Source organism: Catellatospora coxensis (assembly GCF_016862635.1).
Classification (GTDB): domain Bacteria; phylum Actinomycetota; class Actinomycetes; order Mycobacteriales; family Micromonosporaceae; genus Catellatospora; species Catellatospora coxensis.
Window position 1 is genome coordinate 186,656 of record NZ_BONI01000005.1, and the last position, 23,489, is coordinate 210,144.

Genomic DNA, 23,489 nt, shown 5'->3' on the forward strand with positions numbered 1-23,489 from the left:
TGGTGCCACGTTCGCCCGATCCGCGGTGCCCCTGCGAGCGCAGCGCCGGTCGTCTGCGGGTTCAGTAGGCGACGCCGACGGGCCGGCCGGTCGTCGCCGGGTCGGCCAGCGCGGCCAGCATCGCGTGTGCCACGTCGGCGCGGCCGATAGTGTGGCCCCTGGCGACGTTGCCCCCGACGACCGTGCGGTAGCGGCCGGTCAGCGGCTTGTCGACCAGCTTGGGCGGCCAGAACACCGTCCACTCGGCGTGGCTGTCCCGGATCAACTGCTCCATCACCGTCAGGTCCTGGTACACCTCCTTGAAAGCCGCGCTGACCACCGGCAGCAGGATGCGCCGGCCGAAGAACCCCTCCCCCTCGGCGGGCGGTCCGACCGGGGCGGCACTCACCGCCACGAAGCGGCGCACGCCGGTCGCCGCCATTGCGCCGAGGATCCCGCGCGTCGCATCGGACGCGATGGTGCCGGCCTTGCGGCCACGGGAGCCGACGCCCGACAGGACCGCGTCGCTGCCTTTCACCGCGGGCAGCAGCGGGTCCGGGTCGGTCAGGCCGGGAACGGTCGCCACCTCCAGCGCCGGGTGCCGCAGGTCGAAATGCGCCGAGCCGCGGACCACGGCTGTCACCGCGTGTCCGGCGTCCAGCGCCTGGCGCACGATGTGCCCGCCGATACCGCCGGTGGCCCCGAGGACCGTCAGTTTCATCGGATGCCCCTTCCTGAAATAGGGAGTCTCAGTAATTGTTACCCTAGACGACAATATCCCGGCCGTACAATACTGCCGTGCCTGCGCCTTCGAACCGACCGCTCAACGAGCGGACCAACTTCCTGCTGTCGCAGCTCGGCTTCCACACCGCGGCGCGGTTCACCGAGCGCCTGACCGAGCTGGGCATCCAGCCCAACCATTTCGGCCTGCTCGTGCACCTGTCCCAGGGCGAGGGCCGGACTCAGCAGCAGCTCGCCGAGGCGCTCGGCATCCACCGCAAGGTGATGGTCGGGCTGCTCGACGACCTGGAGCAGCGCGGGCTGGCCGAACGCAGGCGGCATCCGGCGGACCGGCGGGCCCACGCGATCCACCTGACCGACGCCGCCCGCGCCCTGCTGCCACAGGCCCGCGCCATCGCCGACGCCGAGGAGGAAGAGCTGCTGACCGGCCTCGACGCCGGCGAGCGGCGGCAACTGCTCGCCCTGCTGCAGCGCCTGGCCGAACACTCCGGCAACCCGCGCGGCGTCCACCCCGGACTGCGCCGCAGCCCGGGATTGCCCGCGTGATTGGCGGCCGCGCCGCTGGGTAGAGGTCGGCCATGACGTATGTCGAAGCGCCCGGCTACCCGGAGCCGCCGGCCATCGGCGGCGAGGCGGAGACGCTGCTGGGCTCCCTGGAACGGCAGCGCGCCACGTTCGCCTGGAAGTGCTCCGGGCTGGACGACGCGGGCCTGCGGATGCGTGCGGGCGTCTCGGCGATGACGCTGGGCGGGCTGCTCAAGCACCTCGCCTACATCGAGGACGTCAACTTCACTGGCGACCTGACCGGCGCCGACCTGCCCGCGCCGTGGCGCGACCTGGAACGTGACGCCGAGCCCGGCTGGGAGTGGTGGTCCGCCGCCGACGACGACGCCAAGCACCTGCGCGAGCTGTGGGAGCAGGCCGTCGGCCGGTCCCGCCGGGCGGTGACGGAGGTGCTGCTGACCACCGGCGTGGACACCGTGTACACGGCGCCCGACGGGAGCGTGCTCACGTTGCGCCGGCTGCTGGTCGACATGATCGAGGAGTACGCCCGGCACAACGGCCACGCCGACCTCATCCGGGAGGCCGTCGACGGCCTGGTGGGCGAGGACCCGCCGGGGCCGGCGTACCCGTTCGAGTTCGCTTGAGCCGTCAGGCGGCCTGGACGCGCGGCCCGGGCCGGCCCGTCATGTTCCGGCACTGCCTCCGCCACGATGCGAAGACGTAGCGGTGCACCGCTTTGAGCCCGACGGACATCGCCAGGGCGGTGAGGGTCGGGAAAGCGCCGTGCACCGCGACGGTCGTGGTCCGGGTGAGCCTGGTCCGGCCGTCCGCCGGGCAGGCCAGCTGGAACCGCTCGTCGATCCCGGCCACCCGACCGGCGAAGGCCAGATCGGTCTCCTCCATCCGGAACTCCAGGACCTCGGCCGGCTCCCAGCGCGTGATGCGCTGGTGGACGACTCCCTCAACCGCACGGCACTCGCGCTGCGCGCCGACGCCACCCTCGCCGTCGGGCAGCGCACAGGCCACGGGGCGGGGCGTGCCGACGGCGAACACCGGGCAGCGCGGTGCGCGGTCCATCCGCGAGTCGGTCAGCAGAGGCCATACCGCGCCCGGTGCCGCACCGAGGGTGACCCCTGTCGTGACGACCAGCTGGACTGGCCCCTGACCTGCGCGCTTAACAGCGATCATCACTACCCGCCTCCCGTTTTGAGCGAACGCTCAAGGAGAGGATACGTCCCGGCACGAGCCCCGTGCACCCGGCCTGGGCGACGCCGGGCGCGGTCGCGGAGTTCCGCGGCCGCGCCCGGCCGCCGGTCAGCCCACCGCCGTCAGCGTCCAGCGCTGGTTGGCCGCGCCGGTGTAGGCCCACTGCTGGATGCTCGCGCCGTTGGCCGTGGACACGTCCTTGACGTCCAGGGCCTTGCCGCTGTGCCGGGCGATGATGCGGCAGGTGCCGCCGCCGGCGGCGAGCAGCTGCCACTGCTGGTTCGCGCCGCCCGCGAAATCCCACTGCTGGATGCCCGCGCCGTCGGCCGTGGACACGTTCTGCACGTCCAGGACCTTGCCGCTGTGCCGGGCCGTGATGCGGTAGTAGCCGCCGCCGGTGGCGGTGAAGCGCCACTGCTGGTTGAGGTTGCCGAAGTAGTCCCACTGCTGGATGCCGGCGCCGTTGCCGGTCGAGGCGTCGCGTACGTCCAGGGCCTTGGCGCTGTGCGCGGACGTGATCCGGTAGTACGCCGTCTCTGACACCGGGCAGGGGCTGGACGGCTGACTCGGGCTCGCCGAGGGCGAGGCGCTGGGCCGGGCCGACGGCGACGCGCTCGGTGACGCGCTGGGCGAGGGCGGCGCGGAGCCGTTCCAGGTGTAGGTGGCCACGGCCCCGCCGGGCAGGCTGGTCGCGACGAACATGCCGTTGTGCGCGATGCCGAACTGGCGGGTGTCGCCGCTGATGTTCGTCACCACCAGGCTGATCGAGCCGTCGGTGTTGCGCATGGCGACGTTGTGCAGGTCACCGGCGTTGTTGGAGCCGATGCGCACCGCGCCGGGGCGGACGGAGCGGCTCATGTGCCCGATGGTGTAGTACTCGGCGTTGCGGGTGACGGTGGTGCCGTCGATGGTGACTACGCCGGTGCACATGCCGTCGGGGTTGCTGCCGCAGCCGCCGTTGACCGGGCCGCCCTGGGAGTTGAGGGCGAGGTTCCAGTTGAGCACGCCCCGGGCCCAGTTGCGGACCGCCGCGATGTGGATGTTGCGGGCGTGCCACTTGAGGGTGTCGGCGAAATACTGGGTGAACGGGTCGTTGGCACCCCGCCAGCCGGAGCCCTCGGTGAACCAGATGTCCTTGTTCGGGAACGCGTTGTGCAGGTTGGTCTGCGCGTCGGCGTTCCCGGCGTAGTGGTGGTAGCCGGTCCCCGCGATCCACTGGGCGGCGGGGCCGCGCAGCGCGTCGTAGGGGTAGTTCGGCTCGGGGTCGTAGCCGAGGCGCTGGGCGTCGGCGGCGTCGTCGGGGTGCAGGGACCAGTTGTGGTCGTACGAGATGATCTTCACGTGGCCGAGGCCCGCGGCCTGCAGCATCGGGCCCAGCTCGCCGATGACCCGGTCCTGGTGCGCGACCGGCATGTCGGTGCCCGGGTAGTTGTCGGGGGTGCGGTTCTGCGGCTCGTTCTGCACCGTCAGCGCGTAGATCGGCACCCCGGCGGCCTGGTACGCCTGCACGAACTTGACCAGGTACAGCGCCCAGGAGCGGAAGTACGCCGGGTCGTCCTTGATCCGGCCGCCCGCGAGGCTGTTGTCGGTCTTCATCCAGGCCGGCTGGCTCCACGGGCTCGCCATGATCTTCAGGCCGGGGTTGAGCTGCCGGGCCTGGCGCAGCAGCGGCAGGATGCGGGCCTCGTCATGGGCGACGGAGAACCGGGTCTGGTTCAGGTCGGTCTGGCCCGAGGGCAGGTCGTTGTACGTGTAGTGCGGCCCGGACACGAAGTCCGACGCGCCGATGGGCTGGCGCAGGAAGCTCATGCCGATGCCGTCGGCGGGGCTGAACAGCGAGCGCATGACCTGGTCGCGCTGCGCGGCGGGCAGGCCGTACAGCAGCGCCGCCGACGAGTCGGTGATGGACGCGCCGAACCCGTCGATGGTCTGGAACGTCTGTGTCCCATTGACGTCGATCATGGTGCCGGGCCGGGTGCCGTCGGTGTTGAACGTCAGGCTCGGGCCGGTGGCGAGCAGTTGCGACCGGTCGGGGGTGGTGATCCATGACGAGACGGTGGGTCCGGCGACCGCTTGCGCGGCCCCTGCGGTGACCACGGCCGCGACGGCGGTGAGGGTCGCGGTGGCCGCCGCGGCGGCCAGCAGTCTGGTTCTGAGGTGCACGGTTCCTCCTGGTGTCGGGACGGAAGGACGTGGTGCTCGCGGCTCCGCGGCGAGGGGAGTTCGCCGCGGGGCCGACGTTCTCGGGTGGTGGTGGGGCGGCGCCCCTGCCGCCCCACCACTGGTGCGGGCAGGGTCAGCGGTAGAGGCGCACGTCGGCGACGCTCCACCAGTTGCCGGCGTCGGCGGTGGCCTCGATCCGCAGTTGCCGTGCCCGGGTCGGCGGCAGATCGACCAGGGTCAGCTGGCCGGTGCCCGCGCCCGCGGCGATCTCCCGCCACGCGAGGCCGTCGTCGCTGACCGACAGCCGCCAGCCGCGGGCGTAGTCGCCGAGGTTGCCGCCGCTGTCGATCGCCACCCGCCGGAACACGGCCGGCGCGCCGAGGTCGATCCGCAGGTGCTGGCCGGGAGCCTGGGCGGCCCCGCTGCTCCAGCGGGTCGACGCGTCGCCGTCGACGGCGGCGGCCGGGTTCTCGCCGGCCGGTTCGGCGGTCGCGGTCGCGCCGGTCAGCGGCACCTGGCGCAGCGGGTCGCGCAGCGCCGGTGACGGCGGCCAGGTGAAGGTGGCGAGCGCGCCGCCGGGCAGGGTGTACTCGAACTGCTGCGTGCCGACGGCGACGGCGAAGGTGCGCGGGTCGTCGTTCTCGTTGTGCACGACCAGCGCGGTCGAGCCGTCCGGGTTGCGGAACGCGACGTCGGTGATCTGCCCGTTCCAGCCGGTGGTGCCGAACGAGGTGCTGGCGATGCGCACCGCGCCGGGCCGGACGAACTTCGACAGGTGGCCGATCGTGTAGTACTCGGCGTCGGTGGTGACGGCGCCGTCGGGCTGCACGGTGACCAGCCCGGTGCAGGTGTCGCAGCCGCCGAGGTGCGGGCCGCCGGCGGCGTCGAGGGCGAGGTTCCAGTTGACGACGGACTTGGCGTGGTTGCGGGTCGCGCCGACGGTCAGGGTGCGGGCGTGCCAGACCAGGGTGTCGCGGAAGAACTTCGCGGGCGGGTCGTCCGGGCCGTGCGAGCCGGAGCATTCGGTGAGCCAGATGCCCTTGTCGGGGTGGGCGTCGTGCAGTGCGGACTGCGCGGCCGGTTCGCCGTAGTAGCAGTGGTACGCGGTCCCGGCGACCCACCTGGCGGCCGGGTCGGCGAGCACGTCGTACGGGTAGTCGGTCTCCGGGTCCTCGCCTGGCGGGGTGTTCGCGACGTCGTTGGGGTGGGTGGCCCAGTTGTGGTCGAAGGCGAGGATCTTCGTGCGCGGGCTGGCGGCGCGCAGCAGCGGGCCGAGCGCGGCGATCACTTTGAGCTGCTGGCGTACCGGCAGGTCCATGCCCGGGTAGCCGGACGGGGTCCGGTTCTGCGGCTCGTTCTGCACCGACAGGTAGTCCACCGGCACCCCGGCGGCGGCATAGGCGCGCACGAACTTCACCAGGTAGCGGGCGTACGCGTCGTACACCGCGGGGTCGTCCTTGAGCCTGCCGCCGACCAGCGAGTCGGTGGTCTTCATCCACGCGGGCGGGCTCCACGGCGTCGCCATGATCTTCAGTTGCGGGTTGAGCCGGCGCGCCTGGCGCAGCAGCGGCAGCACGGCGGCCTCGTCGCGCGCGACGCTGAAGTGGCGCAGCGCGAAGTCGGTGCGGCCGGCGGGCATGTCGTCATAGGTGTAGTGGGCCGGGGCGGCGGTGAAGTCGGAGGAGCCGATCGGCTGGCGCAGGAAGCTCACGCCGATCCCGGTGGCGGGGTCGAACAGCTCCCGCATGACCCGCGCGCGTACGGCCGGGTCGAGGCCGTGCAGCAGGCTCGCCGAGGAGTCGGTGAGCGACGCGCCGAAGCCGTCCATGCTCTGGTACGTCTGCCGCGGGTCCACCACGATCGTCGGAAACGCCGAGCGGCCCGGCGCGAACCGCACCGCATCACGTTCCCGCAGCAGCTCGGCGCGGTCCACGGTGGTCACGAAGACCCGCGCGGACACGGATGCGTGGTTGCCGGCCGGTGCGGCCGTCGCCGCGCCGCCCGCGGTCAACGCGACCGTCAAGGCCACGGCCGTCATGCCGATCAGGGGTCTGCTCATCACGCGACCCCGCCTTGAAACAAATGAAACACAACTGAAACATCCATGCTCGGCAGACAATCACCAGCACCTCAAGGCTGTCAATATGTGCTGCCATGACCATTTAGGACGTCCCTGTTCACCAGGCATTTTCCTAAAAATGGCCTTGTAACAAGAACTGAAACAACAACACGTCAGCGCGGTGCCCTATGCTGCTCACATGAAACAGGCCGTTGAAACACATGACTAGCCGCGCGCGGCCACGGGCGACGGTGCGTGACATCGCCGCCGAGACCGGCCTGTCCATCGCCACCGTCTCGCGGGTCCTCAACGGATACCCGCACGTCGCACCGCGCACCCGCGACCTCGTGCAGCAGGCCGTCGACCGGCTCGGCACCCAGGCGCCCGCCGCGCGCACACCACCCGCCCGCCACCGCGGCGCCGTCTACGTCCGCTGCCCCTACCAGCTCACCGACTACTTCGGCCTGATCGTCTCCTCCATCGCCGAGACGCTGCTGGTGCACGGGCGGCACCTCATCCTCGACGCCGGGCAGCTCGCCCAGGACGAGGACGTGCTGCCGACGCTGCCCGACCAGCCCGGCATCGGCGGAGCCATCCTCATCCTGCCGCCCGAGCCCAGCACGCAGCTCGAAGCCCTGCGCGACCGCGGCTTCCCGTTCGTGGTCGCCGACCCGCGCACCCCGACCCCGCGCGACATCCCCGCCGTGTCCGCGGCGCACTTCGCCGGTGCCCGCGCCCTGACCGCGCACCTCGCCGAACTCGGCCACCGCCACATCGGCGTGCTGGCCGGGCCGCACAACTGGGTCGCCGGCAGCGCCCGGCTGGCCGGGCACGCCTCCGCGCTCGCCGACGTCGGCGTGCTGGCCGACCCGGCCCTGGTGCGCTCGGCCGAACCCACCACCGAGTTCGGCTACCGCGCCGCGGGCGAGCTGCTCGACCTGCCGCGGCGGCCCACGGCCCTGGCCGGGTTCAACGACAAGGCGGCCGTGGGCGCGCTCGCCGCGGCCGCCGAGCGCGGCCTACGCGTGCCCGGTGACCTGTCGGTCACCGGCTTCGACGACATCGACCTGGCCCAGGCGACCACGCCGCGGCTGACGACGGTCCGCCAGCCGCTGGAGGAGATGGGCCGGATGGCGGTAAGCCTGCTGGCCCGCCTGCTGGAACGCCATCAGCTCGAAGCGCTCCACGTCGAGCTGACCCCCGAACTCGTCATCCGCGACTCCACCGGACCGGTGCCGGCGGGTGCGAGCTGACCCCCGACGCCGGGATCGAGGGTGCCGGTGACGAACACGGCGTGCCAGAGGCAGAACGTCAGCACGGTCCAGACCTTGCGCGAGTGGTCGGCCTCGCCGGCCCGGTGCGCCTGCAGCAGCCCGTCCACGTAGGACAGGTCGATCAGGGCCCCGGCGCCGGAGGTGTGCAGGACGTGGCGGGCCCAGTGGTACATCGGGCCGGCCAGCCAGACGCGGGTCGGCGTGGGGAAGCCCATCTTCGGCCGGTCGACGATGGTCGGCGGCACGATCCGGCGCAGCGCCTGCCGCAGCGCGTGCTTGGTGACGCCCGGGCTGTGCCGGGGCAGCTTGAGCTCCAGCGGGATGCGGCGGGCCACCTCGAACACCTCCCGGTCCAGGAACGGCACCCGCAGCTCCAGCGAGTGGGCCATGGACATGCGGTCGGCCTTGGTCAGGATGTCGCCGGGCAGCCAGGTGTGCAGGTCGACGAACTGCATCGCCGTCGAGTCGTCCAGCCCGGCCGCGGCCGCCTGCTCGTACAGCGGCGCGGTGACGTCGGTGAACCTGGCCGCACCGTCGTCACCGGGCAGCAGGCGCGCCAGCTCCCCGCCGTCGGTGAAGATGCGGGCGTTGCCGTTGAACCGCTCGCGCAGCGGTTTCGTGCCCCGCTCCAGAAAGCCGCGGCCCTTGACCCCTTCGGGAATGGCCCGGGAGACCGCCCGCAGTCCGCGCTGCACCGGATCGGGCAGGCTGGTCAGCGGTCGCAGCGACAGCGGCTCGCGGTAGATGGTGTAGCCGCCGAACAGCTCGTCCGCGCCCTCCCCCGACAGCACCACGGTGACGTCGCGGGCCGCGGTCCGGGCGAGGAAGTACAGCGGCACCAGGGACGGATCGGCCACGGGATCGTCCAGGTGCCACACGATCCGCGGCAGGGCCGCCATCACCTCCTCGGCGGTGACGGTGGTCGCCGTGCTGCGCACCCCGAGGAGCTCGGCGGACTCGCGGGCGACCTCGGTCTCGGAGTACCCGGCGATGTCGAAGCCGACGGTGAAGGTCTTCAGGTCGGGGTGGACCTCGCGGGCCAGCGCCACGATCGCGGTGGAGTCGATGCCGCTGGACAGGAACGCGCCGACCGGGACGTCCGAGCGCAGGTGCATCCGGACACTGTCGCGCAGCGTCTCGGCGATCTGCTCGTAGAGCCGCTGCGGAGCGGGTTCGGCCATCGGGGCGAACCGCGTCCGCAGGTACCGGCGTCGCCGCATGCCCTGGGCCGGGGTCCAGGTGAAGCACTCCGCCGCGGCCAGCCGTTCGACGCCGACGTCGAGGGTGCGCGGCTCCGGCACGTACTGGTAGGTCATGAAGTACTTGAGGCTGGCCGGGTCGATGCCCTGCGGTCCGGCGAGCGTGCCGGCCAGGAACGGCAGCAGTGCCTTCTTCTCGCTGGCCAGGTAGAGCCCGTCGCGGTCCTCCAGAAGGTACATCGGTTTGATGCCGAACTGGTCCCGGGCGCCGAATGCCTGCCTGGCCTGCCGGTCCCAGATCACGAAAGCGAACATGCCGCGCAGCCGGTCCAGCACCGTCTCGCCCCAGTAGTGGTAGCCGGCCACGATGACCTCGGCGTCACCGTCGGTGCGGAACTCGGCCCCGCAGTCGCGCCGCAGCTCCTCGCGCAGCTCCAGGTAGTTGTAGATCTCGCCGTTGAAGGTGAGCACGTAACGGTCGTCGCGGTAGTACAGCGGTTCCTGCGACCCGGCCGGGTCGATGACGGCCAGTCGTTTGTGGCCGAACACCGCATCGCCGTCGATGAGCACCACCCCGGTGTCGTCCGGGCCCCGGTGGTGCAGTCGCTGCAGCGATTCCGCGATCGGGTCGACCCGCGCGCCCGCGCACCCGTCCGAGCTGAAGTAAGCCAAGATTCCGCACATTCCTGCCGCTCCCGTCCATCCGTCGCCCTGCTGGAAGCCGCTCCTCGATCAGCGCTCGGCGTCACATGGCTTAACGGAGGCTTGCTGAGCGAAGGTTGCAGGCCGCCTGGGATTCGGCTGGACGTGCGGTAGTGCCGTTGCGGCCCGGCGAACCGTAATACCATAAGGCAGTTAAGCGGAGAAAGCCCTTAAAACGGATGAACTCGACCAGCTGATTTCATTCGCGCACAGAATCCGCCACGGCAAAGGGGACACTCGTGCCTGCCAAGAGCAAGAAGACAGCGATCCGGCCGTTCACCGTCGAGGTGCCGCAGTCGCAGCTCGACGACCTGCGTACGCGCATCGAAGCCATGCGATGGCCCGAGAAGGAGACCGTCGCCGACCTGACGCAGGGCGTGCAGCTCGCGACGATGCAGTCGCTCGCACGGTACTGGGCGGCCGACTACGACTGGCGCAGGTGCGAGGCACGCCTGAACTCGTACCCGAACTTCATCACCGAGATCGACGGGCTGGACATCCACTTCATCCACGTCCGCTCCCAGCACGAGAACGCGCTGCCGCTCATCATCACGCACGGGTGGCCGGGGTCGATCGTCGAGCAGCTGAAGATCATCGAGCCGCTGACCGACCCCACCGCGCACGGCGGCAAGGCCGAGGACGCCTTCCACCTCGTCATCCCGTCGATGCCCGGCTACGGTTTCTCGGGCACGCCGAAGACCACCGGCTGGGGCCCCGACCACATCGGACGCGCCTGGGTGGAGCTGATGAAACGGCTCGGGTACCACGAGTTCGCGGCGCAGGGCGGCGACTGGGGCGCGCTCATCGTCGACATGATGGGCGTGCAGGCGGCACCGGAGCTGCTCGGCATCCACACCAACATGGCCGGCGCGGTGCCGCCCGAGATCGACAAGGCGGCGCTGGCGGGGGCCGAAGCGCCGTCCGGCCTGTCGGACGACGAACGCCACGCCTTCGACCAGCTCAGCTTCTTCTACGCGAAGGGCCTGGCGTACGCCCAGGAGATGGGCAACCGGCCGCAGACGCTGTACGGCATCGCGGACTCGCCGATCGGCCTGGCCGCCTGGATCCTCGACCACGACGCCCGCAGCACCGAGCTGATCGCGCGTGTCTTCCAGGGCAAGAAGGAGGGCCTGACCCGCGACGACGTGCTGGACAACATCACGCTCTACTGGCTGACCAACACGGCGATCTCCGCCTCCCGCCTGTACTGGGAGAACAAGCTGGCGTTCTTCGCCCCGAAGGGGGTGAGCGTGCCCGTGGCGGTGAGCGCCTACCCGGACGAGATCTACTCGGCGCCGCGCAGCTGGGTCGAGCGGGCCTATCCCCAGCTGCTCCACTACAACAAGCTCGACAAGGGCGGCCACTTCGCCGCCTGGGAGCAGCCGAAGTCGTTCACCGAGGAGCTGCGCGTCGGCCTGCGCCCGCTGCGCCACTGAGTCCGCGCCCTGCCTGCACAGGGCAACCGGTGAACTAATGTCGACCGGTGGACAGCACACCGGAGGAGAGTTCGATGCGGGTCGGCACGACCACGTCGGCGGACGGCACACCGATCACGGTGCACACGACCGGCACCGGACCGGATGTGGTGATCCTGCACGACGGCAGCGTCCCGCGAGAGCACTACCACGGGCTGGCGGAGGCGCTGGAACACCGGTTCACCCTGCATCTCTACGACCGGCGCGACCTGGCCGGCGCGGCAGCCCTGCCGGACGGCTCCGACACCGTGGCGACCGACCTCGCCGACCTGTCGGCGGTGCTCCGGCACACCGGCGCCCGCAGCGTCCTCGGCCACGGCAGCGGCGGCTTCCTCGCCCTGCGCGCGGGACTGAACCTGCCGCTGTACCGGATCGCGGTGTACGACCCGATCCTGTCGGTGTCCGGCCGGCTCGCGTCGGATTTCCTCGACCCGCTGGAGCAGGCCGTGCGCAGCGGTGATCAGGCCCGAGCGCTGACCGTGCTGAGCCGGGGAACGCATCCCGACGGGCTCGCCGCCAAGCTGCCGTTCGGCCTGGCGCTGCAGCTCAACCGGCTGCTGCAGCGCACATCGAGCCGACGCGCCATGGCCGGCCTGCTGCCGACGGTGCTCCGGGAGATCCGCCGCGTCCGCGAACACGACGGGCCGCCCGCCGACTACGCCGGGATCACCGCCGAGGTCCTGCTCACCGCCGGCGCCCGCAGCCCCGAGCACTTCGCCGAGAACTGCCGGACGCTGGCCGAGGCGATCCCCCACGGCCGGGCGGTCATCATCCCGGGAGCAGACCACGACGCCGCCGTCGCCGCCCACGACGAGCTCGTCCGGCCCGTCTCCCGGTTCCTGGCGGGTGCACCGGTCGCGTAGCGCCGGAATCCGGCACCGCCGGTCGATGCCGTCGCCGACGCCGATCGCGCAGCGGCGCCCTGCGCGGTCCGTGCCCGAGATCCGTGCCCCGCCCCGTGCGGGCGATCCGTACCCGGTTCCGTGGTGGCCACGGATGCCGGACGGGGTGGTCGCGAGCGAAGCTGAAGCACGAACAACCCGCCGCCACGGCACCGGACACCGCACCTGAGCTGAGGAGAACCGCCATGAAGGCCACGAAGACTGCTGCCACCGGCACCGCGCCCGCCGCGAAGTACGACGGGTTCACCGACGAGGAGCGCGGTGCGATGAAGGACCGCGCGGCGGAGCTGAAGGCCGCCACGCGCCGCAGCCCCCGTGGCGCGAAGGCCGACGAGGAGAGCGCCGTCCTGGAGAAGATCGCCGAGATGCCCGAGGCGGACCGGGTGATGGCCGAGCGGATCCACGCGATCGTCAAGGAGAGCGCCCCGGAGCTGGCACCCCGCCTCTGGTACGGCATGCCCGCCTACACCCGCGACGGCAAGGTGCTCTGCTTCTTCCAGAACTCGCAGAAGTTCAAGACGCGGTACGCCACGCTCGGCTTCAACGATGTCGCGAACCTCGACGACGGCACGGTCTGGCCGACGGCGTACGCGCTGACCCGGCTGACCGCCGACGACGAGGCCCGGATCGCTGCGCTGCTGAAGAAGGCCGTGAGCTGACCGCCGCGGCCCGTCGTGCCGGAACGTGTTCGGCGACCGATGCCGTCGCCGGTTCAGGCCGCGACGTCCCGGGCGCCCGGATGACCGGTGCGGGTCACCCCCGGCTGCAGCGCGCACCGGCGTGCGGCGGTGCCCGCGCCCACGGCGGCGAACAGCGCGATCAGGCCGCCGCCGAGCCATCCCACCAGCAACAGGAAGATCGCCAGCAGCACGGCCGCGGCGGCCAGCGCGAAGCCGAGCCGGGCCGCGGTGCGCCTGCGGTACTCCACGGGCGGGCACACCACTCCCGTGCTCAGGCCCATCACGAAAACCGGGTCGCCGGCGCGGGTCTGCGCGGCCAGCTCTTCGAGAAGTGCCTGCTCCTCCGGACGCAGTGACATCGCCGCCACCTCTTCCTGTCGCCTGTGCCGCAGTACTACCCAGCCCAGGCGGTCCCATACCACTCAGGAAGGACCGAACATCCCGCGCCTGACCTGAGCGCCCGGTTTGGCCGCGGCCGCCCGCGGGGTACGGCTGAGGCATCGACAGCAGGAGGCAGAAGATGACCGACCCGCGTGATCCTGTGCAGCCGGTGCCCATGCCGGAGCCGCCCTTGCCGGCTCCCCCACCGACGCCGCCGCCGACGCCGCCGAACCCGTCACCCGTCCCGCCGCCGGTGCCGCCACCGCCCATGTGACCGGCCCTCCCGCGAGCCGGCCCGGCGAGCGCGCATCGCCGACGGCCATCCCGGTTTGTCATAGACGTTGGCCTATCACATCGACTCCGGCGCACGGATTCTCGATGTGATAGGCCACCGTCTGTAGAAGGCGGGCCGTCGGCGGTGCCGCGTGACGTGCGAGACCGTCGGGGTCGGCACCGGTGATTAGGATGGCGCCGTGGACACCGCGGCCTCATGATCCAGCACGTTTCCGTGCCGGGGCTGAGCGTGGGCGTTCTCGGGCGGCTGGAGATCCGGCTGGCGGGCCGCCCCGTCACCGTCGGCAGCCGCAAGCAGCGGGCGCTGCTGTCGCTGCTGCTGATCCGCCCCGACCGGTTCGCCACCGTCGACTGGCTGACCGACGCGCTGTGGGACAGCGCGCCCCCACCCAGCGCCGAGACCACCCTGCGCACCCACGTCGCCGGGCTGCGGCGTGCCCTGGAACCCGACCGGGCGACGGGGGCCGAGCCCGTGACGCTGCGCAGCCGCGATGGCGGATACCTGCTCAACCTGCCTGACGCCGCCCTGGACGCCGCCCGCTTCACGGCGCTAACCAGGCACGCGGCCGGCGCGCACGCCGCGGGCGACGCGGCCGCCGCCGAGCGGGACTACCTCGCGGCGCTGCGGCTCTGGCGGGGCGAGCCGCTGCCGGACGTCGCGGACCTGGCCGCCGCGCAACCCGAACTCGCCCGCCTGCACGGCTTGCGGTTACGCGCCGAGGAGGGCCGGCTCGCCGCGGCCGTCGACGCGGGCGGCCACCTGCGGGTGCTGGCCGAGCTGCAGGCGTTCGCGGCGGCTCACCCGCTGCGCGAGGACGCGTGCGCCCAGCTGATGCTCGCGCTGTACCGGTGCGGCCGCCAGGCCGACGCGCTGGCCGTGTACGCCGACGCGCACCGGCTGCTGGCCGGCGAGCACGGCCTGGACCCCGGGGAACGGCTGCGCGCCGTGCACCGGGCCATCCTGGCGCAGGACCCGGCGCTGGACGCCCCGAGCGCGGTGATCCGGTCGTCCGTATCCGCGACGACCGCACCGCTCGGCCGGGCCGCCGAGCTGGACACGCTGGCCGCCGCCGTCGCCGGGGCGGTCGGCGGCGCGGGGCGGGTCGCGCTGGTGGTCGGCGAAGCGGGCATCGGCAAGACCACGCTGGTCGCGCAGGCTGCGGCGGCGGCCGGCCGCGGCACGCCGGTCGTCAGGGCGCGCTGCCCCGCGGTGGGCCAGGCCCCGCCGTTCTGGATCTGGATCCAGGTGGTCGGCGAGCTGGCCGGGACAGCGGGCTCAGGCGACACTGCTTTGTCCGCGCTGGGCGCGCAGGCACCGGAGCACGGCCCCGGCGCCGACCCCACGGCACGGTTCCGGCTGTACGAGGCCGTAGCGCGGCTGATCACGTCCGCGGCGCGGGAACGCGGCCTGCTGGTGGTGCTCGACGACCTGCACGCCGCGGACCCCGACTCGCTCCTGCTGCTGCGCTACCTGGCCGGGGCGCTGGCCTCGACCCGGGCGCTGGTGCTGGCCACGACGCGGCCGTACCAGCACGATCCGGGGCTGGTCGCGACCACGGCAGAGCTGGCCCGCACGCCCGGCTTCACCCGGCTGGATCTGGCCGGCCTGGACGAGGCCGCGATCGCGGCGCTGGCCCGCCGGGAGACGGGCGCGGACCCGCTGCCGGGCACGGTCGCGGCCCTGGCCGGGCGTACCGGCGGCAACCCGTTCTTCGTCACCGAGCTGCTGCGCCACGGCGGCGCGGGCGAGCTGCCGCCGACCATCCGGGACACGCTGTGCCTGCGGCTGGACGCGATGACGGCCGCGACGCGGCAGTGCCTGGACGTGCTCGCCGTCGCCGGGCACGGCATGGAGCTGCGGGTGCTGGCCGACGTGCTGGGCCGCCCGGCCGGGACGGTGGCTGAGGACCTGCTGCCCGCGTACGCGGCCCGGCTGGTGGCCGAGGAGGCGCCGGGCCGGGCCGGGTTCGCGCACCCGCTGTTCACCGAGGCCGGATACGCGGCACTGACGCCACCGCGACGGGCGGTGCTGCATGCCCGGCTGGCGGGCGCGCACGAGCGGCTCGGCACGGCGGCGCCCGCCGAGATCGCCTACCACTACGGCCGCTGCGCGGGGCTGGGCCACGACGGCGACCACCTGCGCTGGCTGCTGCGCGCGGCCGACGACGCCACGCGGCGGCTGGCCTACGAGGACGCGCTGGCCCATCTCGACCTGGCCGCCGACCGGCTGGCCGGCAGCGCGGCAACCGCCGCCGAGGAGCTGTCGGTGCACCTGCGGCGGGCGGCGCTGCTGCAGGTCACCGTCGGCATCGGCAGCGACGCCGTCGACCGGGCCTGTGTACGCGCCCGCGAGCTGCTCGACCTCGTCCCGGCGGAGACGGACCTCGCCTCGGCCCGCTGGGTGCTCGGCGAGCTGGCCGCGAACCGGGCCGAGTACGTAATCTGCCTGGAGCTGGCCGAGCCGCTGGCGGCCGACGACGACCCGCTGACCCGCGCGGCGGGCTGCTACCTGCTCGGCTCGGCCTGCTACTTCCTGGGCCGGCTGGCCGAGGCGGACGCGTACTTGAGCACGTCGGCGCGGCTGCTGTCCGGGATGGATCCGCGGGTGCTGGGCCGGGAGGTGGCGCGGCGGCCGGCGCTGGCCGCGTACAACTTCCGGGCGCTGGTGCGGTCGCTGCGCGGCGAGCGGGCCGCCGCCGACGCCGACCTCGCCGCCGCGGCGGCGCTGGCGGACCGGCTCGACGACCCGTACGGCCGGGCCAACGCACGGCTGTACGCCGCCTGGCTGGAGCTGCAGGAACTCGACGCGCCGGCCGGGCACGCCGCCGCGCTGCGCTTCCGTGAGCTGGGCCTGGCCCACGGGATGCCGCACTTCGTGACCACGGCCGAGGTGTTCGCGGCCTGGTCGGCGGTGTACGCCGGAGACGCCGGCCAGCGGCCCCGGATGCGCGCGGCGTACGAGTCGCTGTACCGGCTGGGTCTGCGCGCCACCCGCACGGTCACCCTCAGCGCGATGGCCAACGCGCACCTGGCCGTCGGCGACCGCGCCGGCGCGGCGGCGCTGGCGGCGGAGGGCCTGGCCCTGGCGGAACGCACCGGCGAGCGCGTGATGCTCGCCGAACTGCTGCGGGTGTGCGCAGTCGCGACAGCCGACCGGGACAGGTTGCACACGGCCGCCGCCGTCGCCGCCGAGCAGGGTGCGGGGCTGCTCTCGGCGCGGGTGGCCGCGTCCGCGGAGCTGCTGTAGCGGGCACCCGCCGGTCCCGCGGCGACTTCACCCGCACGCGCGTGCCCGCTGTCGCCCTGGTGCCCTCGGCCCGGCTCCCCCGCGGCGACGTGCGCGGCGGTGGCATGCGGGCGCGCCCTCCACGCGGACTCCACGCCGCCTCCACGCCGGAGTGGTCCGCTGGACGGGCACCGATCCCCCACGTGAAGGAGTCACCGTGTCCACCCCCGCGAGCTCTGCCGACGTCGACGTGCTGATAGTCGGGTGCGGGCCGGTCGGCGCGCTCACCGCGAACCTGCTCGGCCGGCGTGGTGTCAGCACCCTCGTCGTGGAGCGCAGCCGCGAGCCGCACGGCCAGCCCCGCGCCTTCTCCTGCGACGACGAGGCGCTGCGCATCTACCAGCAGGCCGGGCTGCTGGCCGAGGTCCAGGACGGGATGCGCACCGCGCCGCTGGTCGACTACACCGACGGCGCGGGCCGGCCGTTCGCCGAGATCGCGCTGTCCGAAGTCGACTTCGGGCTCGGGCATCCGCCGCTGCAGTTCTTCGACCAGCCCCGCCTGGAGCACGCGCTGCGCGCGGGCCTCGACCGGTTCCCGCACGTGGCGCTGCGCCTGGGTGTCGCGCTGGAGGCCCTGCACGCCGACGACGGCGGCGTGACCGCGCGGCTGCGCGACCTCGGCACCGGCCTGCCGCAGGAGGTCCGGGCCCGGTACGTGCTGGGCTGCGACGGGGCCCGCAGCACCACGCGGGCGCTGGCGGGCGTCGAGCTGCGCGGGTCCACGTACGCCGAGCCGTGGCTGGCCGTGTCCGGTGACCTGCCGCCCGAGGCGGTGCGGCTGGACCGTACCCGGTTCGTGTGCGACTGGCGGCGGCCGGCGTTCGTGTCCCCGGCCGCCGACGGCGGCTACCGGCTGGAGTTCATGCTCCGGCCCGGCGAGACCGCCGAGCGGCTCGAGCATCCCGCGGCGGTGGCGGAGCTGGTCGCGCCGTACGTCGACCCGGAGCGGTTCCAGGTGCGGCGTGCGGCCGTGTACACGTTCAACCATCTGGTCGCCGACCGGTGGCGGGCGGGGCGGGTGTTCCTGCTGGGCGATGCCGCGCACCAGATGCCGCCGTTCATGGGCCAGGGGCTGTGCAGCGGGCTGCGCGACGCCGCCAACCTGGTCTGGAAGCTCGACCTGGTGCTGTCCGGGCTGGCCGGTCCGGCCCTGCTCGACACGTACGAGCAGGAGCGGCGGGCGCACACCGAGGAGATGGCGGCGATCACGGTCCGGGTCGGCCGGGTGTTCCTGGCCCGCAGCCGCACCGGCGCGAAGCTGCGCGACACGCTGCTGCGCGGCATCCAGCTCGTGCCGGGGGTACGCCGTTTCGTGCGCCACTTCGAGTTCAAGCCGCTGCCGGTGCACCGGCACGGCTGGCACGTCGGCGGCCGCCCGGCGGGCACGATGTTCCCGCAGCCCCGGATCGCCGGTCCGGCGGGCACGGTGCCGCTGGACGAGGTGCTGGGCGACGGGTTCGCGCTGATCGGGCCGGACGTGAGCCCGGCTGGGGCCGCAGACCCGCGGTGGCACGGCCTGCCGGTGCGTTTCATCCGGGTATGCCCCGGCGGAGTCACGCCAGGTCCGGGAGACGGGCAGTATCACGAGGTGGCCGATGTGGATGGCCGGCTGACGGCCTGGTTCGCCCGGCACCGCACCGGCGCGGCCGTGCTGCGCCCCGACCGATTCGTCTACGCCACGGCCCAGGGCTCGGACGCGGCCGACCTGGTCAGCGGCCTGACCTCGGCCCTGGCGGCGGGCACTCCGCAGACCCCGTCGGCGCGCGTCGGCTGAGCCGCAGGCCGCTAGCTGTCAGGCGGCGGGCATGTTCTCCCAGGCGCGGTGCAGGCGGCCGGTCAGCGCGGTCTCGGCGGCGTCCATGCGCTCGACGGCCGCCCGCAGCGCCTCGGTGTCGCTGCGCAGCTCGGCCATCGTGTTCGCCCAGTCGTCCTGGGTGGCGGTGCCCGCCTCGGTGATCTCCCGGTGGATGTCGGTCAGCGCGGCGAGGTAGTCGCGGGCCGCCGTCTCGATCTCGGCGTCCAGCACGCTGCGCTTCTCGATCAGGAAGATGTTGAGGTGCCGGGTCTGCTCACCGAGCGCCTCCGCGGAGATGGCACCGCCCCGGGACAGGATCTGCAGCTGGCGCAGCCGGGTCTGCAGCTCCTCGATCGCGGCCGCGCTGCGCTGGCTCAGCTCCCGGGTGCGCCGGTTGCGCTCGGTGCGCCGCCACTGCAGGAAGCCGAGCCCGACGGCCAGGGCGCCGCCGAGGAATCCGAGCACCGGTCCGAGAATGTCCATGGCGGACATAGTGCAGGAGTCCGATGATCTGCCGCGAGGGGGTCACCGCCCCCAAAGCTGTCGGCTTCCCGCAGTGGCTCAGCCGTCCCGCTCGGAGCCTGCGCCGATCCGCGTGGTCATCTTCGGGCGCGCGGCGAGCGGCTGCGAGCCCGCGACGCCGGGGGTACGGGACGGCAGGCACAGCAGCACACCGGTGGCCGCGACCCAGACCACCACCGGGGCCACCGCGACCCGTTCCAGCACACTCGTGAACAGGCCCCGGCCGATCGCCAGCAGCCCGAACACCAGCAGCAGCGCCGGCGGCAGGGTCACCGCGAGGAACACCCTCGCCGTAGTACGCAGCATCGGCTGCAGCGAGATCAGCGCCACGACGGCCATCGCCACGACCGCCAGCCCCACGGCGAGGACGCTCGCGCCGGCGTGCACCAGGTCGGGCGCCGTCGACGGCTCGTAGGGCGGCAGCGGGCAGCCGGGCGTGCACGACACCGCCGAGGAGACCGCGCCGAAAGCGCCCGCGGCCACCGCGATCGCGTACACGAACGGCACCAGCCGCCGCAGCGCGACGCCGAGCAGGGCCAGCGAACCGGCCAGAGCCAGGATGCCGGCCCGGTAGATCCCGTCCCGCGGGCTGGTGGCCACACCACCCTCGCTGATGTATCCGCGGGTCCACGGCTCGGGCAGCACGCCGAGGGCGTACATCACGGCGGCGGTTCCCGCGACCGCGCCGGCGACGGCGAGGCCCGCGGCCCATCGTGACCTGTCCGAGAGCATGATCAAGCGTACCCGCGCCGGTCCGGCGCACCCGCTGCCGATGGCGGGCCGTGGGCTCGGCCACCGCACGGCTCGGCGTGGACGGGCCGGGCGCGCAGCTGACCTTGGTCAGGTCCGCCGCACGCCCGGCCCGCCTGCGGTCAGGACTGGATCGTGATCGGCAGGGTCTTCAGCTGGCCGGACCCGTTGCTGAGCACGAGGTGGCCGATGTACCGCCGGCCGGGGACCAGACCGGACCAGCGCACCGCCAGGTTCACCGTCTGACCCGGGCGGGCGACGGGGTCCTTCGGGGCGATGACGAGCCGGCCGTCGGTCGTGCCCGGCGCGCCGGGCAGGTAGGTGGTGACGGTGTAGGTCTCGCTGTCCTGGCCGGCCGGCATGTTGCCCAGGAAGCCCTGCTCGACGACGAGGATGTAGTCCCCGGCGCCCTCGGGCAGGCGCAGTGTGGCGCCGGTGCCGCCGCTGACGGTCGCGTTGACGAACTTGCCCGCCATGTCGTACGCCGAAGCCGCGAACTCGGTGCAGGGGATGACGCCCGCCTCGTCCTCCCAGTCGATGTGCGAGCAGATGGGCAGCTGTGAGGTCACCCGCACGAACGGGCTGTTGACACCGGCCGGCACGTGCACGGTGGTCCGGTGCATCGACGGCGGCAGCGGCACCGGCAGGTTGTCCGACGAGCTCCAGTCCCACGAGGGCCCGTCACCGCTGAGGGTGACCGTGGTGGCGGTGCCCGAGGTGAGGCCGACGATGTCGGTGATCAGCCGGCCCGGGTAGCCGATCTGGGCGGGGACCTGGACGCTGCCCGAGGGGCCCGTGCCGTTGATCATGTCTGGGGCGATCAGGCCGGTGTTGCGTACCACCAGGGGCGTGCGCACCCGGTGGCCGAACTTGTCGCGCCAGGTCAGCGCACCCTCGGCCCAGGTGTCGAAAGCGCCGCTGATGTTGGTGACCTCGACGGTGAACCGGGCGGTCCGGCCGGGCCGGATCGTCAGCTTCGCGGGCGTGACCTTCACGTTGTAGCCGCGCGGGGCCTGCACCGTCGCGGCGTACGTGCTGGTCCTGCTGCCGACGTTGGTGACGGTGCGGGTGACCTGCTGCGTGCCGACCATCCGGCCCAGCGCGATCGACGGGTAGTTCAGCTGGGCGGTGCCGATCGCACCGATCGTGTCGCAGCCCTGCAGACCCTCCAGCCCGAACTCGTCGCCCCGGTCGGCCGCCACGCCGCACAGGTAGCGCAGCCAGTCCGGGGCCGTGGAGTCGTAGACCAGGCCCGGATCGAAGGCGCTGCCCGGACGGACCTGCCCGTTGCCGTAGTTGAACGGGGTGGCGTCGTACGCGCCGATCCTGATCGGCTTGCCCCGGTCGGTGAGGTCCGACGCGGTGGTCATCAGCGCCGAGCGGACCGCCGACGGCGACCAGGCCGGGTGCTCGGCCAGCAGCAGCGCGGCGATGCCCGCGATGTGCGGGGCGGCCATGGAGGTGCCTGACGACAGGGCGAAGTCGTCGCCGGCCTTGGCGGGCGAGAAGGCCGCCGCCACGTCCTGGCCCGGGGCGCTGATGTCGGGTTTGATCAGCTCACCGGCGTTGAGGGCCGACGGGCCCGCCGAGGAGAACGCCGCGACCGAGGGGCTCTCGACCGTCTTGACGCCGGCCGCCGACAGGGACGCGGTGGCCTGCCCGGTGACGGCGTACGCGAGCACCCGGGCGCCGTCGATCTCGTCGATGTGCACGGTCGGCACGCTGTGCGCGTCGGCGCTGAGCGAGCCGAGCGCGTCGTTGTACAGCACCATGCCCACGCCCCCGGCCCGCGCCACGGCGAGGCTCTTGTCGGTGCGTGCGGTGTCGCCGCGCAGGCAGATCACGATGGCTCCGGCGACCTTCGCCGGGTCGAGCTTGCCGTCGACGCAGCGTTCGGCGTCGTAGGGGTTGCCCGGGTCGAGGGCGGCGTCCTTGGCCGGGACCAGGCGGACCGGCCCGACGCCGGTGTCGCCGAGGCCGGCTCCGGTGACGGTGACGCCGTCGCCGAGGGTGAGCGTCCGGGCGCGCATCCGGTCGGTGGTGCTCGCGGCGACCGTGGTCACCCACGGGGTGGAGTTGTCGACGGTGCCCGCGGACGGTCCGGCGTTGCCCGCGGCGGCGGACACGAACACCCCGGCGGCGGCCGCGTTGAAGAACGCCGCGTCGATCGCGCCGAAGTACTCGCTGTCGTCGCCGACCGAATAGTTGATCACATCGACGCCGTCGGCGACCGCGTCGTCGATCGCGTGCACGATGTCGATCTCCGTGCCGGTCGCGCCGCCGTCACCGGTGTCGTACAGCGCCTTGTAGATCGCCAGCCGGGCGGCCGGGGCCATGCCCGAGATCCGGCCGAGGTCCTGCGTGCCCGACTTCGCCGGCACGCCGTGCAGGCCGGCGGCGGTGCTGGCCGTGTGGGTGCCGTGGCCGTTGCGGTCGCGCGGCGAGGAGTACTCGTCGGGGAACGCCTCGGCGATGCCGCTGTCGTTGTACCAGCGCGCCCCGATGACCTTGTTGTTGCACGCGGCCGGTGCCTCGACGCCGACGTCGCAGGCGCCCTTCCACTTGGCGTCGATGACCGCCTGGTCGGGGCGCGGCGAGGGCAGCGGCGCGAAGCTCGCGCTCTCCGGCCAGAAACCGCTGTCGATGACCCCGACGATCACCCCTTCACCGGCCCGGGACGCGTCGCCGAACTGCTCGCGCCACACGCCGTTCCGGCCGGTCAGGCCGAGATACTCCGGGGTGTGCGAGGTCGTCGTGTGCACCTTGCGGTTGTCGTACACCGCCCGCACGCCGCGGGTGGCGCGCAGCCGCTGCGCCTGCCACCTGGTCAGCTCCACGGCGAAGCCGTTGAACGCGGTGTCGAACGTGACCCGCGGCCGGTCCTGCGCCACGCCCGCCTTGTCGAGCACCTCACCATGCTGCCGGTGCAGGTGAGCGCGGTAGGCCGACGCCCCGCCGGAGGCCGGGTCCAGCTTCGCGCCCGGCAGCGGCCTGGTCGCCGCGAGTCCGGCCACCCCACCGGAGTACGTGGCCAGCGGCTCGGCGTCGAGCTGCACCAGGTAGCGGGCCGTCGGCTCCGCACCGGGTGCGGGAGCGGCCGCCGCGCCGCCCGACAGTCCGGCCAGGCCGGCCGCGAGCAGCGCCGCGGCCGTCAGCGCGCCGGTCGCCCGTACGGCTCGCCGAGGTCGTGGTGGATTCCGATGTGGCATGTGTGGTCCTTCGATGACGATGCGGTTCGTCCCCGCCGGTGACCGCGGCCGCAGGCCAGGATCGGCGGGGATCGTCCGGTGGCTCCGGCTGCTCCGCGAGACCGCGGAGAGCACGTGTGGACGACCGGTATACGAACGCGCGCCACGTTCCGTTCAACACCTGGGCGGATCGGACCCGTAGTAGCGAGTTCCGCCGAGAAAGGCCTTGTGGGACGGGGAACACGAGTCCGGTGGGGCGCCTGTGGGCACCCCACCGGACTCGTCTTGCGCCCTCGCACAACGGGTGAGGGCAGACGCCATACCGGGCCTACGGTCGGGCGTCGGTTCTTAACCCCATGGAGGACCGGCGCAGACGCGAAAGACCTGAA

Annotated in this window: 17 protein-coding genes; 8 read left to right on the top strand and 9 right to left on the bottom strand. The window is 73.1% G+C overall.

What is annotated here, in order from left to right:
- Positions 1-61: 61 nt before the first annotated feature.
- Positions 62-700, bottom strand: a complete 639-nt coding sequence (locus tag Cco03nite_RS04540; RefSeq protein ID WP_203688775.1) for an NAD(P)-dependent oxidoreductase — start codon at positions 698-700, stop codon at positions 62-64.
- A 77-nt stretch (positions 701-777) separates the two neighbouring features.
- Here Cco03nite_RS04540 and Cco03nite_RS04545 point away from each other — a divergent pair, with 77 nt between their 5' ends.
- On the top strand, positions 778-1,266 hold the full coding sequence (locus tag Cco03nite_RS04545) for a MarR family winged helix-turn-helix transcriptional regulator (protein ID WP_239167103.1): 489 nt from the start codon (positions 778-780) through the stop codon (positions 1,264-1,266).
- Positions 1,267-1,298: 32 nt separating this feature from the next.
- Complete coding sequence (locus Cco03nite_RS04550; protein ID WP_203688776.1) at positions 1,299-1,868, top strand: mycothiol transferase; 570 nt, start codon at positions 1,299-1,301, stop codon at positions 1,866-1,868.
- Between the two features lie 4 nt (positions 1,869-1,872).
- On the opposite strand, the gene Cco03nite_RS04555 is transcribed toward Cco03nite_RS04550, so the two are convergent.
- The 3 genes from Cco03nite_RS04555 to Cco03nite_RS04565 form a co-directional block, all read right to left on the bottom strand.
- Positions 1,873-2,301: an SRPBCC family protein gene (locus Cco03nite_RS04555; RefSeq protein WP_239167104.1), complete on the bottom strand. Its 429-nt coding sequence runs from the start codon at positions 2,299-2,301 to the stop codon at positions 1,873-1,875.
- Positions 2,302-2,538: 237 nt separating this feature from the next.
- Positions 2,539-4,593 (bottom strand): RICIN domain-containing protein, encoded by a 2,055-nt coding sequence (locus Cco03nite_RS04560; RefSeq protein ID WP_239167105.1) that lies wholly within the window; start codon positions 4,591-4,593, stop codon positions 2,539-2,541.
- A 133-nt stretch (positions 4,594-4,726) separates the two neighbouring features.
- A complete protein-coding gene (locus Cco03nite_RS04565) occupies positions 4,727-6,652 on the bottom strand; it encodes a discoidin domain-containing protein (protein ID WP_239167106.1) in 1,926 nt (641 codons plus the stop codon).
- Between the two features lie 251 nt (positions 6,653-6,903).
- Between Cco03nite_RS04565 and Cco03nite_RS04570 the strand changes: the two genes are divergently transcribed.
- Positions 6,904-7,905 carry a LacI family DNA-binding transcriptional regulator gene (locus Cco03nite_RS04570; protein WP_239167107.1) on the top strand — a complete coding sequence of 334 codons (1,002 nt, stop codon included), beginning with the start codon at positions 6,904-6,906 and terminating at the stop codon, positions 7,903-7,905.
- Here Cco03nite_RS04570 and asnB read toward each other — a convergent pair.
- A complete protein-coding gene (gene asnB / locus Cco03nite_RS04575; RefSeq protein WP_203688779.1) occupies positions 7,821-9,809 on the bottom strand; it encodes an asparagine synthase (glutamine-hydrolyzing) in 1,989 nt (662 codons plus the stop codon). The two genes, Cco03nite_RS04570 and asnB, sit on opposite strands and share 85 nt — an antisense overlap.
- Before the next feature lie 257 nt (positions 9,810-10,066).
- Here asnB and Cco03nite_RS04580 point away from each other — a divergent pair, with 257 nt between their 5' ends.
- The 3 genes from Cco03nite_RS04580 (at position 10,067) to Cco03nite_RS04590 (ending at position 12,863) form a co-directional block, all read left to right on the top strand.
- A complete protein-coding gene (locus tag Cco03nite_RS04580; protein ID WP_203688780.1) occupies positions 10,067-11,263 on the top strand; it encodes an epoxide hydrolase family protein in 1,197 nt (398 codons plus the stop codon).
- 47 nt (positions 11,264-11,310) lie between these two features.
- The gene (locus Cco03nite_RS04585; RefSeq protein WP_203688781.1) at positions 11,311-12,165 is read left to right on the top strand and encodes an alpha/beta fold hydrolase; all 855 of its coding nucleotides are present in this window, start codon (positions 11,311-11,313) and stop codon (positions 12,163-12,165) included.
- 224 nt (positions 12,166-12,389) lie between these two features.
- Entirely contained in the window at positions 12,390-12,863 is a 474-nt protein-coding gene (locus tag Cco03nite_RS04590; RefSeq protein ID WP_203688782.1) for an iron chaperone, read from the top strand.
- A 53-nt stretch (positions 12,864-12,916) separates the two neighbouring features.
- On the opposite strand, the gene Cco03nite_RS04595 is transcribed toward Cco03nite_RS04590, so the two are convergent.
- On the bottom strand, positions 12,917-13,243 hold the full coding sequence (locus Cco03nite_RS04595) for a DUF3040 domain-containing protein (RefSeq protein WP_203688783.1): 327 nt from the start codon (positions 13,241-13,243) through the stop codon (positions 12,917-12,919).
- Between the two features lie 512 nt (positions 13,244-13,755).
- Here Cco03nite_RS04595 and Cco03nite_RS04600 point away from each other — a divergent pair.
- Together Cco03nite_RS04600 and mhpA are read left to right on the top strand one after the other, a co-directional pair.
- Entirely contained in the window at positions 13,756-16,806 is a 3,051-nt protein-coding gene (locus Cco03nite_RS04600) for an ATP-binding protein (protein WP_239167109.1), read from the top strand.
- Positions 16,807-17,002: 196 nt separating this feature from the next.
- The gene (gene mhpA / locus Cco03nite_RS04605) at positions 17,003-18,619 is read left to right on the top strand and encodes a bifunctional 3-(3-hydroxy-phenyl)propionate/3-hydroxycinnamic acid hydroxylase MhpA (RefSeq protein ID WP_203688784.1); all 1,617 of its coding nucleotides are present in this window, start codon (positions 17,003-17,005) and stop codon (positions 18,617-18,619) included.
- An 18-nt stretch (positions 18,620-18,637) separates the two neighbouring features.
- Here mhpA and Cco03nite_RS04610 read toward each other — a convergent pair whose 3' ends face one another.
- The 3 genes from Cco03nite_RS04610 to Cco03nite_RS04620 form a co-directional block, all read right to left on the bottom strand.
- Positions 18,638-19,123: a hypothetical protein gene (locus Cco03nite_RS04610; protein ID WP_203688785.1), complete on the bottom strand. Its 486-nt coding sequence runs from the start codon at positions 19,121-19,123 to the stop codon at positions 18,638-18,640.
- 78 nt (positions 19,124-19,201) lie between these two features.
- On the bottom strand, positions 19,202-19,894 hold the full coding sequence (locus Cco03nite_RS04615; protein ID WP_203688786.1) for a DUF998 domain-containing protein: 693 nt from the start codon (positions 19,892-19,894) through the stop codon (positions 19,202-19,204).
- A gap of 140 nt (positions 19,895-20,034) precedes the next feature.
- The gene (locus tag Cco03nite_RS04620; protein WP_203688787.1) at positions 20,035-23,121 is read right to left on the bottom strand and encodes a S8 family serine peptidase; all 3,087 of its coding nucleotides are present in this window, start codon (positions 23,119-23,121) and stop codon (positions 20,035-20,037) included.
- Positions 23,122-23,489 lie beyond the last annotated feature (368 nt).